This is a genomic window from Synechocystis salina LEGE 00031, from assembly GCF_015207985.1.
GTDB classification, from domain to species: Bacteria; Cyanobacteriota; Cyanobacteriia; order Cyanobacteriales; family Microcystaceae; genus Synechocystis; species Synechocystis salina.
The window spans coordinates 62,867-81,061 of the sequence record NZ_JADEVV010000004.1 but is presented as its reverse complement, the minus strand read 5'-3'; the positions used below and the strand labels follow the sequence as shown (position 1 = coordinate 81,061).

The window sequence follows — 18,195 nt, the reverse complement described above, 5'->3', positions numbered from 1 at the left end:
TGCAAATTATTGTCCAAAAATGCCGTTTAACTTCGTCTTTTTTTTTCATGGCCATTAACTTCTCAAATCGACTTTCTGCGATCACTACGGATTCGGCGGGGGTAACCCATATTGTCTGGGTGGAAGATGCCACGCTCTTTCACGCAACTTACAACGACAATTCTGCAACCTGGATCAATGAAACGGCGATCGCCAATGTCGGCTCTCAAAAAATCGTCAGTTTAAACTTAATTGCCAACGATAAGCTCATTGATGATTCCGGCACAGGGCTACCAGGATTAGCGGTGGTTTACCAGCAGGGGAGCGAAAATGAAAGCAATATTTTCTACACGGCAGCCCAATACAATGCCAGTGGTAAAACGCAATGGTTGGATAAGCCCCAGGCCCTAACTGCTGATCAAGTGGGGGATCTAGAACCCAGGGCGATCGCCAAAGATGACGGCACCGTGTTTGTGGTGGGGCAAAAAGTTGATACTGAAAATGCTCAAAACCAAGGTATTCGGGAAGATACGGACTTATACTACCAATCCTTTAGGGTTAATAGTAGTCAATTCACAACGACACCAAGTTCTCCCTCTTCATCAGTTAATAAAACCCTATCAGGAATTTCGTCGAGTTATTCGGGTCAAAATTCTGCCGTTGCCGCTTCCTACTCTGTTTTAAGTGATTCTGAAGCAGAATTCTTAGCAAAAAAAGCCTTTAATGGGCAAGGCTTAAATTGGAATGCATCAAGTGGCTTTAGCGACAGCCTATTGAAATTTATTATTGCTAAGAGTGAAAATGCTAAGGTAAAAAAGGCGGTTGAAAATGGATTTGGTGGGGTATCAGTCAATATTGCCTTACAGGGGTCAAGCGGTGATAACCCTACCTGGTCTCTATTTGGCGGTGGGGTCTCCACCGATGGTAAGCTCCTGCTCAATGCAGTTGCAGCTGTTAGTTTTGCAAAAGCTACGGAAAAGAAAACCCCATTCCAGAAAAAGAAGACAACAGAAGCACAAACTAATGAATTTGACTTTTCGATTGTTTTATCTTCTCTGTATAGTTTTGGCAATACGCAAGCTTCGAGTGGGCAGTATCCCCTTGAGCTTGAAACAGGTAGTTTCGCCCTATCCTTTGGTTTCACCTTCCCAATTGTAGGTGCCAATTTTGGTGAAAATAAAACAAATCTTTTTAACCTCAATGCCTTTATAGATGCCGGAATTGCCCTTCAGTGGCAGTTAAAACCCAAGGATTCTGATACCTATCGAAATATTTTATTTCCCTTTATTGATTCTAATTCAAGTGAAAAAGGATTATTAATTGCCGATTCATTTGGAACTGCTATTCCAGTATTTTCTCAAGTTGTTGCACTTGAGGCCATTCTTTCCAATTTAATTTCTGCTTTTGAGTCAATTGATGACAACGGCCCACTATCCTTGGAATCATTACTCATTGGCATCCCCATAGAAGGTGGTGTCGAATTAATCGTTGATATTCCCTTTATTTTCAAATTAACTGGTTCGGTGGGGATATTTCTAGACGGAACCTTTCTCGTCAAGGGATCATCGGACTTTCCCAAAGATACATTTACCCTCGGACTTCCCTATAGCCTGGAAGTTCAGGCTCTGGGATTGCTCAATGCTAAAATCGCCGGTATTCCTACCTGGACTTGGCCGGAATCTTCTTCTCAAATTCTAACTGCCAATTCTTCATTAACGCCATCGACATCCGAAACGGAACCCAGTGTTCAGGGATCCTTACTAACTATCCCCTTTGCTACTCCCTTAAGCCCAAATTTAAGTCTCAATCCTGAAGATTTTACCGTTCAGGTGACCAATGCCAATAAGAGTGTTTCGACTGTTCCAGTTTTTGACGTCATTGTCCAAGAAAATGCAGTTATTCTGCGTTTAGAAAGTGCAATTCCCTACGCCACCCTGAACGATCAACCCTTAACGGACAATATTACCGTGAGCTATAGCGGTAATCAGCTCAATGACTTTACAAAAAGTACGGTTATCAATAACTCCGCCCAAACTTTGGTTTATACCTACGACCCAACCAGTGGCAATGGTAATAATTATACCAATACCAATCAACAAATAACCATCGCCTTTAATACACCGTTAAACACCGATATTGTTCCCGATGCGAGCCAATTTATCGTAAAAGACAGTGATGGAAGCACCATCAATCTAATTGCTCCTAATCAAAACGGTCAACAACCTGTTTACGTTAATCAAAATAGTGTTGTTCTAACCTTAACTCAGACCATTCCCCAGGGAGAAAACTATACCGTACAATATACGCCGACTGAAGGAGGAAGCAATAATCTAGAAAGTGCAAGTAATCAAGACATTGCTTCTTTTATCGTTAGCAATTCTAGCCCTTCTACCACAGCAGGAAATGTCAACAATACCTTTATCAGCACAGAGAATATTAATCAGGTTCTGAGCAAGATAGATAATGACTTTACCCAAGATAGCTCTCCGGCTTTATCCCTCACTAGTGAAGGAGATATTCTGCTCAGTTGGAGTAGCGATGCCCCTAATTTATTACCCATTTCTGCCTTAGCCCAAGGAAGTAATATTTATCTGACCTTTGGGGAAAACTTAGCCAACAATCAGGGGAACTATCTGAATCCTGAGGCAGATCAGTTTGTGGTCATCATTGATGGTATTACTCAATCGTTAAATCAGAACGAGCTTCCAAATGTGGAAGGGAACACACTGGTTTTAACCTTGGCCCAACCGATTTCAGGTAACGCAACAACCGTTTCTGTTAGCTATAACTTGGTGGCATCGGACGGAAGTAACAGTAGCAATTTAGTTTATATTGATCCAACTGGGACAACGTTTTGGTTGGAGAAGTTTACTGATTTATCAGTTGATCTAATTAATGATGCCAGCGCACCAACGGTATTAGATTTAGACATTAACGGTGATATTTATAATGGCTATGGCTCTAATCAAACTATTGTTATTGCCTTCGATCAAGAACTATCGTTTACTTCGGAAAATGATCAACTCCCCAGTAACGATTTCAACGTATTAGTCAATGGCAAAGCTGTTGGCGTTGTCCAGGCAATTATCAATGAAACATCGGTTGTCCTGACCTTAGATAATTCCCTTCAAATTGGTCAAGGAAATCTTGTTTCAGTAGCTTATACATCAGATCCTGACAACCCACTAAAGGGAGTTAATAATCAAGTTGTTGCATCTTTTTCCACTAGTAACATTCTTACCACTCCCACCAATTCCGGTACAGTGATCAAAACAGCTTTTTCCCCCTTTGGAGACAGCGGCATTTCCGAAATTACAACGATTCCCGGCACCAGTGGCTTAAATTTTGACGTAGCTTCTACTCTCTACACCTACACTGATCCAACCACAAATCAGACTAACCAAATTAATGTCCTGGCTTGGGTTCAGGTTGACAACGATGATTTAACTATTCAACAAATACCAGGGCAAAACTATAGCAGTGAACAAGCTGAAAAAATCAATGCGGCAATTAGTCAATCTGATATTTACTATTCAATCTTAGGCCCAGATAATCAATGGAGTTTGGCCCAACCGATCGCCGCAGTGCAAACTGGCCAGGATCAAAAAGTGACGTTGGGAGCGGGGCCCAATGGGGAATTGCTCGCCGCTTGGTTAAATACCCAACAGCAGAGTAATGGCAATACTTCAACCACCATTTACTGGTCAAGCTTTAATGGCACCACCTGGACTACTCCCCAGACACTCCTCTCGGAAATTTCCCCAGATGCCTTTACGGAATTGAATATCAGCACCATTGATGGCCAACCTGCCATTTTTTGGACAGAAAGCCAACCTGCTTCCTACAGCAATCTCGTAGTGGAGCAAGATCCCATTGTTTATCTACGCCTAGGGGAACTAAGTGGCACAACGGCAATTAATGAAGGGCAATCTGGGCCTAGTTTTAACGGTAACTACAGTGGCAATTTCACCCTTAATCAAATTGGGGCCCTGGAAGACACCACAAACAATTCTGGTGATCCCAATCCTGCGGTCTTGTTCAATGGCGGCGGCGTGACCCTTGACGCGGCGATTCCAGTTTCCATTCAGGGATTTTCGGTGGAATTCTGGTTTAAATTACCCAGCATCAACGCCATTCCTAACTTAGTGTCTATGGCGGATGTTTTTCTCTTTACTGTCAACGATACGCAGTTAAAGTTCAGCCTAGACAATACTGGCAATTCAACTATTGCGACAACGCCCCCCCTTAATACCGACACTTGGTACTATGTGGTCGGCACCTATGACGGTTCCCAAGACATCCTCTCTCTGTACCTAAATGGTGAGTTAGTGGGAAGTTTGGACAATGTTAGTTTTAGCAATTTACCCCAATCCGGGACGCTGGCGGTGGTGGGCCAGGAGGGATCGGTTTATGTCGATGAAGTTGCTTTTTATAATTCCGTCCTTTCCTATGTTCCCAGTAGTACTGGTTTAACTGCCTCTAACGTCACTGATTTTACGGGGAACCAGTTTCTTGATGGAGCTTTAGGCACTAACGAAATTGGCGATCGCTTCAATGCTCAATATGTTGACCCAGTGCCGGCCGGGCCAGAAGCCTACTACAGTGTTTGGAATCCTACTACAAACAGTTGGCAATTAAGTGGCCAAATCGAACCGATTCCCACTATTGTTCCCACCATCCTGAGTGATGCCAATTTCCCGATTTGGGATATCGTTGCGGCCACGGAGTCCCCAAAAGGCAAAGAAATTTTTCCCAATGGTAAAGCGGATAGCATTTTCCAAATTAATCTGACCGGCGAACAAGGGCGAGAAATTACAGGGATAGCAGTTACAGTTCCCGGAACAAATCTTTTGTGGGGGGTTGGTCAAAATGGTGATGGCAATGCCATCGGTGGTTTCCAAGTCGGGGTGATTTTAGGCGAGACCGTCCCCAATAATGGTCAGCTCACATTTGCTGATGGGACGATTCTGCTCAATAGTCTCGACCCGGCCCTTTTGGGATTAAACCATCGAGTGATGGGGGAAACAGAGACCCTCAGTTTGTTTATTGATGAAACCGGCAATACCTTTTCCGCAACGCCGACGGTGACGGTATATTTTAAGGATGTTAGTAGCGTTACACCCCAGGTTACCTCCATCGCCAATCAAGGGGGAAAGGTTCCTGCTAAGGGTGTTAATGATTTAGGGACGGAAGTTTTGGGCATTGCCACGGTTACAGAAGCCAACGATGCCTCCTTAGCCAATATTGATAGCGGCTTTGTCATTAACACCAATAATGCGGCGATCGCCGTTGAGCTTGCCAGTGGTTTTAAGGCCGATGGCAGTTTAGCTTATGTGGCAGTGGGGAATCGGGGCTACACGGACAGCGCCGGCAATCCGGTCAGTGGCGGCACCATTCAGATTCTATTGGCCGGTGGCAGTGTTTTGAGTGGGACGGAGAGTAATCCCCTCACGACAACGGATTTATCAGGCAATCCGGGGGGAGTTTTAATCACAGGCATTGCTGATGGTGGTGTTGTCAACGGTGGTGTGTCCATGAGCCTAGCCACGGGGGATATTAATGGTGATGGCATAGACGATTTAGTAATTGGGGATGCTAACGCCAATGGTGGGGATGGCGTAATTTATGTCATTTATGGCAGTTACCTCACCAGTAACCCTGGGAGCATCATAGATGTTGGTAGTTTAACTTCTGCCATGGGCTATGTAATTAACCCAGCAATTTCCTCTGCCCAAGCCGGATTTTCCGTTGTTATGGGTAATTTTGACGGAGATAGCAGCCATACCCGCAATGACATTGCTTTCGGTGCCCCTGGAGTAGGCAACGGCGGGGCTGTCTATATTGCTTACAACGGCAGTACATCATTCACAGAAGTTTACCAAGGGACTTCGTTGAATCAGGTGGGTGAGCGGGCGGGATTTTCTTTAGGAGCTTCCCATTATTCACCTGGGAATCCCACCACATTCACCGGTAGTAGTACGAGCGATGACCTTTTTATCGGTGCGCCCGCCTATCAAGTGGAAGTTAACAATCAATGGAAAGGGAAAGGAGGACTACCTTCTGGCAGTCAATCCCTCTATCCAGACTCGGCACAAATTGCGGTGGGAGCCGTTCATGTTTTTTCCACTAGTAGTCAAGGATTAACTCCCTGGGGAACCTATACAGGCCCTGATATTCCAGCCCCCAATGGAGTTGCCACTAACTATCTGGCCGGAGCGGCGATCGCCTCTGGAGACTTTACAGACCTAGATGGGGATGGACAACAAGACCTGGTCATTTCAGCAACAGGGATTAATGCCAATGCAGGGGCAGTGTATGTGATTCAGGGCCATCAACCGTCCTCCTCCTCAACATCGCCCCAAGCTTTAAGCACAGTCAGCAATCTCATCATTAACGGTTCTCTAGCTAATGGTCAGGCGGGAACCGTTGTCACTGTGCCTGGAGATCTCAATGGGGACGGTTATCAGGATTTTCTTATTACCGCTCCCCAAGCCAGTAATGGCACTGGTCAAAGTTATCTCCTCTTTGGCCCCTTGGATCTGAGTCAGGTTGGAACAATCTTTGATCTGGGCGCGACCAGTCAGGATAAAACCTTTTTATTGAATGGGAGCCTCCCCTATCAACTAGCAGGTACGGCGGCCACTGGGTTGGGAAATATTACCGGGAAAACGGGAAGCAACGGAAAAGTTGATAGTTTGCTATTAACGGCCCCCAATGCCCAGCAAGCCTATGCAGTTTATGGCCAATCTTACTTGGAGGACGATGGCAGTATTAAGTTAGCCAATGTCAGCTCTGATAATGGCTTTGTCATCGATGGCAATAGCTTTAGCACCTTCAAGGTTGCCAATCCAGAGATTTTCGACCAGACAACGAGTGTAATGCCATCCTTGGTGAGCTATCAGGGGAAATTGTACATGGCTTACAAGGGAGATGGGAGTGGGCAAGATATTTACATTACGATCAGTTCAGATGGCGGAAAAACTTGGAGTAACGCAATTGTGGCGATCAAAAATGCCACTAACTTTTCTCCCTCTTTAGCGGTTTATAATGATGTATTGTATTTAGCCTATACGGGCTTAGATCCCCAACTCAATATTCTTTACAGTACCAATGAAGGACAAAGTTGGAGTTCACAGTCTGTCATTGGGCAAACCTCCTCCAATGCCCCCACCCTTGTCACATACCAAGATAAATTACTGGCCTTATTTATCTCTAACGATCCGAGTAGCCGCATACTTTATATCTATTCCGACAATCCCCAGTTTAGTAACTCATGGTCAGGATTATTTGAGGTGACCTATGACAATGGTAGTGCTCCTCAAACTAGTCCCAACGCTGTCAGCGCCACAGTTTTAAATGAAACACTGTACCTTGCTTATCAAACAGGAACAAAAGGTAGCCCTGGCAACGGTATTGATATTACCTCGACGACAGGCACGGATCTTAATAACTTATCGTGGTCTTTAGCTTCGGTACCGGGCGTTAATACTAGCCAAACCCCAGGGCTGACCACAGATGGTACCACCATCTATCTAACGAGCACCCAAAGCCGTGTAGACGAAGATCAACTAATTTACTTAAGCACTTCAACTAATGGCACAGTTTGGACAACCAGCAAAATTTCGGGGACTAGTAACTATGCTCCATCTCCGGTGATTGTCAATAATCAACTCTACTTAGTCAACTCTACTGCCGGCAACGGTTATCAGGTTTTAGAAACGTCTCTACCACCGTTTTCTATTTCTAACAACGGTAGTATTGTCCGTATGTTAGGCGATATTAACGGGGATGGTTTTGCCGATGTTTATTCGGGCGGAGATAATGCCGGAGTAATTATTTTTGGAGACAGCACCAAAGACTTATTGACCGCCGCCAGTGGCAATGATGCCTTAACTATAAATATTCAGAGTGCCGACATTCAAGATGTGGTGGATATTGGGGATTATAACGGCGATGGATTATCAGATTTTGGCATCATAGATAGCAACAATAACTTTTATTTATTGTTGGGCAATATTGACTTTGGTAATCAGAAACAAATAACCCTAGTTGCTGATGCTAACTCCTCTCTACAATTAGCCGGAATCTCTAATGCCTTTGCCATCGCAGATTATAATAATGATGGCTATAGCGACATGTTGTTCTCTGCTAGTGATGGAAAAAATTTAATTTCCTTGGGAAATCAGCTTGGGAAACTAACGAATTTTGATTCAACTAATCTTCCTCCCACAGCGATAGCCTCTGCCACAGGAATAGATATTATAGATATTAATGGCGATGGCGATCGAGAGTTAGCGGTTAATATTCCTAGCAATAGTTTTTCCCTTTATTCTTCCTCCGGTTTATCTCCCATCTCAGTCGCGTTGCCGACAGTGGGCGGGTTACTCCGAGACCCTAACGCTAGTGACTTACAGGATATCGGGGATGTAAATGGGGATGGAATTGACGATTTCGGCTATATTTTGACGGCTTTCGTAGAGAATAACAAATCCAAACTTAATTTTGTTGCGATCTACTACGGCAGTTTAAGTGGTTTAAACAGCAATTCACAGCCTGACATTTTGCTCTCCACCATTGACATCAATACCGATACCAGTCTACCAGCTCAATTGACTAGCTTTGCCCCAGCGGGGGATGTGAATGGAGATGGTTTTGATGATTTGTGGATTGGGGTTCCGGGGACCAATCAACAACAAGGAACGGGCTATGTGGTTTTTGGGGCGGCTTTATCTGCAAACAATGGCAAATTCTTGACGTTAAAAGACCTCACACCAGAGCAAGGATTTTCGGTCACCGGATTGCCTAATTCCCTTGCTGGAGTTTCTCTTGGCGGCGGCGGGGATGTGAATGGGGATGGTTTTGATGACCTCATTATTGGTGCGCCAGGGAATAACGACAACCTCAGTTTTGTCCTCTTTGGTAGCGACTTTAACCAAACGGTGAATCAAACAGGAACTATAGGCGATGATGTTATGCTCGGCACCCCCACTGGGGAAAGCTTTGTGGCAGGGCAGGGTGATGACCAAATCTATACTAATGGAGGTTTAGACGTAGTTTATGCAGGACCAGGGGATGACTTTGTTTCCGTCGCTGATACCTACTTCCGTCGCCTAGATGGCGGGACAGGGTTAGATGTGTTGGAATTACAAGGTTATAACGGACAGAATTGGGATATTACCACCTTGGCACCAGGGGTAAGGCTTAAAAACTTTGAAGTAATTAGTATTCTCGATTATGGTGCGAATACGTTAACCCTCAATGCTTTAACCGTTACTAATTTGTCGAGTAACAACACAGTTGTTGTGCTGATGGATAGTGTCGATAGTCTCGTGTTAAGTAGCGATTTTAGTGCGGCGGGAACTACTTATCAATATGGCGATAAATATTATCAATACACGTCTGACCTCTCAGCGGCGACAGTTTTGGTTAACCAAGCCAAAGCACCCACTTACACTGCCGTAAGCACCAATATTCCAGCACCAATTTTACCGACTTCTAATACAGAAATCAACAACGGTTTATTAAGTGACTTAACTATCAATTCTCAAAATAAAGTTCCAGTTTCAAATCCCAATGCCCCGACTAAACTGCTTGTTTCCAATCCCAAAATTTCAGAGGCAATAGGAGAGGTAGATTTTGTTATTGAGCGGACGGGGGATCTGGACAAGTATGTTTTAGTTAGTTATCTCAGCCAAGATGGTGATGGTAAAGCGGGTAATCGCTATTTACCAGTGGCGGGACAGCTAATCTTTAACCCAGGGGAAACCAGTAAAACAGTCACAGTTCAAATTCCTAATGATGGTATTTACACCGGCGATCGCCAGTTTGGATTATTAGTTTCTTTGTTAGACGAAGGTTTAAGGTTAGGAAACTGGGGGCAGGAGTTTGCCCTAGCTGCTGATGGCAATGGTTCCCAGATCCGCCGTTGGAATTATCTGGCAGGGGAGTTGGAAAATAGCTTAATGGGAGGCATAGTCAATTTTTCCACCACCACTAATGGCGGCCAAACCCAAGCTGATGTCACTGTCGGTGGCATCGGCGAATTTAACGACTTTTTTAATTACAATCCCCTCACGAGAAGTTATGAATCCCTAATGTCTAACAATGTGACCGGGGCCAAATTTAGTTATCTAGATGGTGAAAGTAGTCCCCATGGAGTCAAGCTTGAGCTTCTCGATGGCGATCGGGGAGATGCCGACGGCGTAAGCAATGGCCTGGTGGAAACAAAAGGTTATTTGGGTCGTACCATTCCAGGTTTAATTACCAACAATAATCGGGTTTTCTGGGCTCCCACCAATGCCGATGGCCAGGTACAACTAAGGTTAATTAGCAGTTCTGACCAAAACTATGAACTGGGCTGGATTGTGGTTGATGATCAAAACGGCACAATCAATGGTTTGCAACCTAACGATCCAGGCTATGAAACTGCGGCCCTCGCTCGTAAGCAAATTATTTTTCAGGATCAAGATAGTTCATCTAATAACTCCCTTACCCGTACCCTGGCCCAGGAAAGTTTTACCAATCCCATAGAGCTGGCCAAAACCGAAGAGCAATTTTTTGGAAGTTTGGAAAACTCAAACCTAGAAGCTAATCGTTACTATATGCTCTACAGCCAACAGGGAGGCAAAACAACTTTTTCCATTAATACTTCCCCCACCGTCGAAACCGATAGTCGGGGTTATCATCAATTGAGCTTTGATGGCATCACTGCTGAAATTAGCTCCAAAACTTTGGTTGTACCAGGGATTTTAAATCAAACCGTTGCCGTCGAAGCCTCCATTAGTCGTGCTGGAGCCTATGACAATGCCATTGCCCTCTACCAAGTGGATAGCTTAACTGGGGGATTAGACATTAATGGCGATCGCCAAATTGATCTCAAGCCAGGTGAAATAGGTTACCTCCAGGCCGCTTTAAATCGAGCCCAAAATCCCCTCACCGGAGTAAGTTTAACTGCACCGGATAGTTTCTTTGGCACAACAAAACAAACCATTAACCTATTAGGCAACAATATGTATGGCATGGTGATTATTCCCAACGCCACCATTGCAGAGGTGCTGAACCAAAATCCCGGTAATGATCCCAATCTTGGCCCCGTTGCTCTTTTCTCTTTTAATGAGGCTAACCCCGGTGGTATTAGTCAAATGTCCCGTCTTGGTAGTAACCTTTTTGGCTTTGAAGATATAGTTGGGGGCGGTGATCAGGATTACAATGATGTGATTTTGCAATTTAGTTTTCCAACTTCTAACACCGTAAATTAGAATTTATTCAGTGTTACTTTACGCGCATGGTCAAGCTAAGAATGGACTTAAAAAATTGCCTTGTCAGTAAAGAATCCTTGCTAAAATGAGGAACTCTTCCAAGTTTATCCTCCTTAATCAGGAGCGCTAGGGGGAGACTAACTAGCATTGTCAGAAAAGCAGAGGAGGGGGTAATTAACCACAATTGTCAGATTTTTGAGACACGCTCTAACATAACTTTGCCATGTAACCATAGACGATGAAACTATTATTAAATGAGCAGTTTATTGTCGGTGTTTTATTCAGTTGGGTAGCCGGCTTTGTCGATGCAGCTAGCTTTCTAGGGTTGAATGGTTTATTCACCTCTCACATTACTGGCAATCTGGTCATAGCGGCAACGGAAATAATTGGCGTGGGGGGACAAGCCCTGTGGGTTAGACTTGCAGTCATTCCCGTTTTTATGTTTGCCGTTATCCTTACCACTGTCCTGGCTCGCCGCCATCAACTAAAGCTCAGCCATTTGATTAGTATGGAAACTTTAGTTTTACTGTTATTTACCATAACTGCAATTATTTTGGCTCCAGCCCACCATAAATCAGCCAATAATTTGCCGTTATTTTTGACTGGCTCCCTAGGAGTATTTTCCATGGGAATGCAAAATGCGTTAATGCGGGAATCCCTCGGACATATTGCCCCTACCACCGCCATGACCAATAATTTGACCCAATTCACCATGGATCTAGCATTAATTAGTGGACTACAAGACACCCTTCGCCCAAGGGCATCCTGCCAGGATCTTGATGCTTGCCGCACAAGACTAATAAAATTTGGCAGTGCATTGCTAGGATTTAGTGTCGGTGCTATTTTCGGTGGAGTTTTGACGGCTAAATTGGGTTTATCTTCATTATGCTTACCTTTGGTGTTGATGCTGTGGTTGTCATTAAAAGCTGAACTGATTTTCCGCCATACTGATATGAATGCTGGGTTAAAATAAAATCTGATTCAACCTGCTTAAGCGTGATCAAAGTTTTTAATTAATAAATCTTTTCCAATTTTTTTTCGGTCTAATCTTGCTTATTAAGTCAACTCAATTAGGATTTACGACGGCTAAGTTTTTTGTCTATTTTATTCCCAAATTCAGATGGTAATAACAGCCTTATAAATGCACTTTTGTCTTAGTTTTAAGGTGGTTTGCTATCTGCGTATAATGAAAGTCAGAGGCGGAAACCATAGCTCCCCTCAAAGAGTCGATGCACTATTGCAAACCGTTACTTGCCCTTTGGCGGGATAGTCAAAGACATAACTAAATAACAATGTCCTCCATGTCCCTAAATTTATTGCAATCGAGTCCCTACCAGGTAGGGGGAAGTTTGGCCGCTAACCATCCCAGTTATAGCCAACGGGAGGCAGACCGGGAACTTTTGGCCCAGTTGCGAGGAGGGAAATTTTGCTATGTGTTCAACTGTCGGCAGATGGGCAAATCTAGCCTACGGGTACGTACCATGCATCAACTACAGCAAGATGGGGTGGTGTGTGTTTCCATTGACATCACCAGTTTGGGCACTGAAGCTGACCCACAAAAATGGTATAACGGCATTATTACCCAGCTTTACCTTGGTCTATCTTTGGCGGGCAAAGTGGCCCTCAAACCCTGGTTACGGGAGCGGGAACAACTCAGTCCCATTCAAAAGTTACGGGAATTTGTTGAATCGGTCATTCTTCAAACCATTGGCGATCGCCAGATTGTCATTTTTATTGATGAAATTGATAAGGTGCTGAGCCTGCCCTTTTCCCTGGATGACTTTTTTTCCTACATTCGTTTTTGCTACAACCAACGGGCGGATGATAGGGAATATAATCGCCTCAGCTTTGCCCTCTTTGGGGTAGCTACCCCCTCGGATTTAATTGATAATAAAACCCAAACTCCCTTTAACATTGGCCAAGCCATTGCCCTGACTGGGTTTACCCTCACAGAAGCCCTGCCCCTCAGCGCTGGTTTTGCGGTGGATGAAGGGAGCGCCCAGGCAATTCTCAGGGAAATTTTAGCCTGGACAGGGGGACAACCCTTTTTAACCCAGAAGGTCTGCGAACTAGTGGCCCAAGCTCTGCAAGGGGGGGAGTTGCATTGCCAAGCTGACACCATTCCCACCGCCATCGCCCAGGTGATCGAAGATAAAATCATTCACCACTGGGAATCCAATGACGAACCGGTACATTTTCGCACCATTGGCGATCGCCTTTTGAAGGACGAGGCCCGCAGTGGGCAACTGTTGGGACTGTACCAAGAAATTCTGCATAAAGGTGCCATTCCCGCGGACGATAGCGTCGAACAAACGGTGTTGCGGCTAACGGGGCTGGTGGTCAAAGTGGAAGGGCAATTGCGTCCCTATAACCCCATTTACCAAGCAATTTTTAATGCCCAATGGGTTAGTAAAGAGCTCAATAAACTCCGACCCTACAGCACTAACCTCCAGGCTTGGATCAATTCCAATTACCAAGACTCTTCTCGATTACTACGGGGGGAAGCTCTACGGGAAGCCTTGGCCTGGGCCAGCAGTAAAAACCTCAGTGGGGTGGATTACCGTTACCTCAACGCCAGTCAAAATCAGGAACAGGAAGCTTCCCTGGCCGCCAACCAAATTTTGACCCAGGCCAATGTCAAGGCTAAACGGATGATCAGCTTCGGTATTGTGGTGCTGATGATGTCCCTGGGGGGATCGGCGATCGCCTTAAGCCAGGCTTACTTTGCCACCCTCAAGCAACAACGGAGTCAACAGGGCACAGAACTACAACGCTTAGGTACTAGCGCCCAACGGCAATTCACCTTTGATCAAATTCCGGGTTTGGTGACAGCTTTGGAGGCAGGGCAACAACTCCACCACCTAGTCAAAGCGAATGAAACCCTCAGTCAATATCCCGCCACCAGTCCATTGGTAAGTTTGCAACAAATTCTCAGCCAAATTGCCGAAAAAAATATTCTCACGGGCCATAGGGACGGAGTGACCAGTGTGGCCATTAGTCCCGACAACAATTTAATTGCTTCTGCTTCCCGGGATGCAACAGTGCGCCTTTGGACTCCCCAGGGCCGATTTTTGCGGGAACTGACTGGCCATAAAGACAGTATCTATCGGGTGGATTTCTCCCCCAACGGTAAAGTGATCGCCACCGCCGGCCAGGATCAGATGGTCAAAATTTGGGATCTGGAAGGCAACGTTTTGCAGACCCTAAAGGGCCATCAAGATTCCGTTTATAGCGTCAGTTTCAGCCCCGATGGAGAAACCCTGGCTTCCACCTCCCGGGACCGCACTGTGCGTATTTGGCATTGGCGATCGGGTAAAACCCTAGCTGTGTTGGAGGGGCACACGAAATCCGTGGATGATGCCCAATTTAGTCCCGATGGCCAAACCCTGGTCAGCGTCTGCCGGGATGGGCAAATTCGCCTCTGGGATTTGCAGGGTAATCTCATCCGTCAGTTTGGCTTGCCGGAGGTGGCCTTTTTTGGGGTTAATTGGCACCCCGATGGCAACCTACTGGCTGTGGCGGCGGACGATGGCACTGTGAGACTTTGGAATCTCCAGGGGGAAATTAAAGCCACCCTATTGGGCCACGATGAATTTGTCACCAGGGTGGTCTTCAGCCCCGATGGTAAAGAATTATTTTCTAGCAGCAGTAACGGCAGCATCATTCACTGGTCCACCAGCGGCAAAATGCTGAAAAAGTACCAAGGTTACCCAGAGGCAATTTTTGGTTTAGCCCTAGCCACCAATGGTGCCCTATTGGCGATCGGCTTGGAAAATAACTTGGTTAAGGTCTGGGATATGACCCCAAAGCCCGATTTGGTTAGCCTCAATTTGCCTGGTGTACTCGGGGCTGTGGCGGAGAATGCCAATACCAATACTATTGTGTTGGCAATGGAAAATGAACCCTTAATGTTATTCAATACGGCAGACCAAAGCCGCCGGACTTTACCAAATACTAGCAAAAATGTTAATCGCCTCCAGTTCAGTGTTGATGGCCAATGGTTGCTGGGGCAACGGGGTCGGCAATGGCAACTGTGGCAACTCCAGGCCAAGCCTCAATTGGCCAAAGCCTGGACGGCGGATATTGGCCGTGTTTACGATGTGGACCTACGCACCACCCCCACATCCCCCCAATGGGCGATCGCCGTGGCCACCGGTAGCGGAGAAGTGCAACTCTGGCAGGGGGCAAACAACAAAAATCCTAGTGGGAACCACGCCCAAGGGGATAGCAATAGCAACCCCAGTAATGCCATTGAATTGCATGGCCCCATTGCCCTGGCCCTGGGCAACCCCATGCAACGAAAAGAACCCATCCGCAGTGTTAGCCTCCACCCGACCTTACCCCAACTGGCCGCCGGGGATGAGCAGGGTAATCTCACCCTCTGGAATTTTGATGGCACCCTAATTAAAAGCATTGTGGCCCACGGCGATCGCCTCAATCAACTGCAATACAGCCCCAACGGTAAATACCTATTAAGTGCTGGTCGGGAAGGCACCGCCAAAATTTGGAGTGTGGAGGGGGAATTGTTACACACCCTAAAAAGTGACCCCCTACCCATTGATCAGATTGCCATCAGTCCCGACAGCCAATGGATCGCCACCGCTGCCAGTGATGGCATGGTCAGACTTTGGGACCAGCAGGGTAACCTCCGAGGGGAATTTACCAGTACATCGGGATCATTATTAGGGCTAGGCTTTAATCTGGAAGGCCAATGGTTACTGGCCGTGGCCCAAAACGGTGATCTGCAAAGTTGGCCCGTAACTCCGGAGAAGGAGCGGCTCCGCCAACTAGTGGAGCAGGGTTGTGGCTGGTTGAGGGATTATCTGGCCACCCAGAAACAACCAGCCCAGACCTATTCCCTGGAATTTTGCCAGTCAACGGAAAATTGAAGGGCAGTTTTGTCAACAGAAGAAATACAAACTTAACAATAATTAATGGAGAAATGTTTAGTTGTCTTTTCTACTTTGACAACGTTTTGTAACGGAGATTTATCCTGCCTACAAAAGCCATGTAAAAATTAGAATTAGTTGGGATTTTTAGAGTAACACTGATTAAGCTTTGTACTGGCTACAAAGTGGGTCAGCCGTTGGTTGAATTTTCCCCATTTAGGAAAATAGCCAGTGGTTATTCAGAATTACTCAACACCGTGAACCCAGGGCAAGGCTCTTGTTTTTCACCGCATTTACCCGTTTTATCCTGAATCCTTTTCTAACCCATAGATGGGTTGCCTGCCAAGCCAAACTGATTTTTTCACCATACCCAAGGGGATGTCGTCCATGGTTTTAACTTCCATTAGTACATCAAACACTCCGGCCCAGGTCAAAGGATCTAACTTGTTGGAACATAGTTTAAGAAAGGTTCATCCCAACAAACACCACCACTATCAAGTGGAGGACTTCTTTTGTTTTCAAATGAATTCTGGTTCCATTGTGGACTGGAATAATTGCCGTAACGTTCTTACCAGCGAAGATTTTATAGTTGGCTTAATTGACGGTTTGCAAGAGGAAGTGGGCAACGCCTCCAGTGTGGTCATGTACAACATCGGGAAAGAGTGGGGTCATTACGATGCTGAGTTTTTTAATCAATGGTTCCTGGCCGAATTTGGTTACACCAGTTCTTTGAGCGAGCTCAATCTTAACTATGTGCTGGAAGGTTGGTGGTGGCCCTTCACTGCCCAGGGCTGGGGGAACTGGGCCATTGACCTCAGTGAGCAAAAAAACGGTTTTCTGTTTGTGGACATTTTCGACTCCGCCGTGGCCCGCACCTTGGGAGATGTGGGTAAACCAGTCTGTCATATTTACGCTGGCCTGTTGGCAGGGTTCTTCAGTCGCCTGGTGAAAAAGTCCCTCAACTGCATTGAAATTCAGTGCTACGCCATGGGGGAAACCTATTGCAAGTTTCTAATCGGCAAACAGGACCGCATTGATGCGGCCACCTTCTGGCAAAACGAAGGGGCCAATGCCAATGACATTGCCACCAAGCTGGTTAAGGGAGAGTACCTCAAATGATCCATCCAGCCCAATGGGCCCAGATGAAAGTGGGGGATTTTTTCCGGGGTTACAACTGGCAGGGCTCCCCCCGGGTGTTGGAGTCTTCGGTGACGGAGGAAAGCCTAGATAACTTGCCCTCTTTGGTTTGTTTGTCGGTGGCGGACTTCTTTTCCCAGGGAAATTGGACTGGGCAACAATCCCGCCCTGGGGGGGAAAACTTACCGACGTTGCATCGTCCCAAAGCCCCTCCCCGACCCCTTTCCCTCACAGCCTCGGTGGCGGATTTTTGTCGGGGTATTCAGTGGCAAGGTCAGCCATTGCCTCAACCATTGGCGATCGCCAGTTCTCGCCCTGCCAAGCTAGAACAACTAGAACAAAAAGCGCCGGTGACCAAGGTAGAACCGGCCATTGGTTTGGAAGATCTTTCCGATTTATTTTAGGGGTCCATAAAATTATGCAAAAGGATTTTGAACGGCTCTTTCATCGGGCGGAAGACCATTATCTCCATCCTCTGGAAATTATTTCCTTCCGCAAAAATTTAGGCTTAATGCAAGAACGGTTAAACACCTACCGCCTCCTGCGGGATGGGGAAACTATTCTTTTCCAGGCGATCGCCGACCAATTGGAAATGGAATTTAACGATGCACCGGTGGCCCAACTGCACCAAGCTCTCCTGCATTGGATTAGCATTTTGCGCTACGGAGCCATGGCCATGCTCCTGAGTAATCCCGAATACCTACAATACCGTTTGTTGGAGTGGCTAGAGGGAGTGGTACAGGCCCATGAAATGGTGGCCATGGAAACCAGGGTATCGGAATTACTAAAAGAACAGTTACAGTCCCTGTTGGAGCCCCTCCAATACCATCTCCTAGAACCCTTTTTAGCCCAGGCAGACCAAACCATCCTCGGCCAGGCCCCTGCGCCCGCCCCAGAGGAAGAAGCAGAAATGATGACCCTAGGAGAGTAAC

General features: G+C 46.1%; 6 protein-coding genes. All 6 read left to right on the top strand.

Annotated elements, in window-relative coordinates; translation table 11 throughout:
* The first annotated feature begins 47 nt into the window (after positions 1-47).
* The 6 genes from IQ217_RS02250 to IQ217_RS02225 all read left to right on the top strand — a co-directional run bounded on the left by IQ217_RS02250 (position 48) and on the right by IQ217_RS02225 (position 18,194).
* A complete protein-coding gene (locus IQ217_RS02250; protein WP_194018757.1) occupies positions 48-11,237 on the top strand; it encodes a Calx-beta domain-containing protein in 11,190 nt (3,729 codons plus the stop codon).
* Positions 11,238-11,475: 238 nt separating this feature from the next.
* Positions 11,476-12,210 carry a YoaK family protein gene (locus tag IQ217_RS02245; protein ID WP_190598638.1) on the top strand — a complete coding sequence of 245 codons (735 nt, stop codon included), beginning with the start codon at positions 11,476-11,478 and terminating at the stop codon, positions 12,208-12,210.
* A 319-nt stretch (positions 12,211-12,529) separates the two neighbouring features.
* Positions 12,530-16,126 carry an AAA-like domain-containing protein gene (locus tag IQ217_RS02240; RefSeq protein ID WP_194018756.1) on the top strand — a complete coding sequence of 1,199 codons (3,597 nt, stop codon included), beginning with the start codon at positions 12,530-12,532 and terminating at the stop codon, positions 16,124-16,126.
* A gap of 330 nt (positions 16,127-16,456) precedes the next feature.
* Positions 16,457-17,245: a V4R domain-containing protein gene (locus tag IQ217_RS02235; RefSeq protein WP_194018755.1), complete on the top strand. Its 789-nt coding sequence runs from the start codon at positions 16,457-16,459 to the stop codon at positions 17,243-17,245.
* Positions 17,242-17,667 (top strand): hypothetical protein, encoded by a 426-nt coding sequence (locus IQ217_RS02230; protein WP_194018754.1) that lies wholly within the window; start codon positions 17,242-17,244, stop codon positions 17,665-17,667. The genes IQ217_RS02235 and IQ217_RS02230 overlap by 4 nt, the downstream gene beginning before the upstream one ends.
* A 14-nt stretch (positions 17,668-17,681) precedes the next feature.
* Positions 17,682-18,194, top strand: a complete 513-nt coding sequence (locus IQ217_RS02225) for a globin family protein (protein WP_194018753.1) — start codon at positions 17,682-17,684, stop codon at positions 18,192-18,194.
* Position 18,195: the final 1 nt, after the last annotated feature.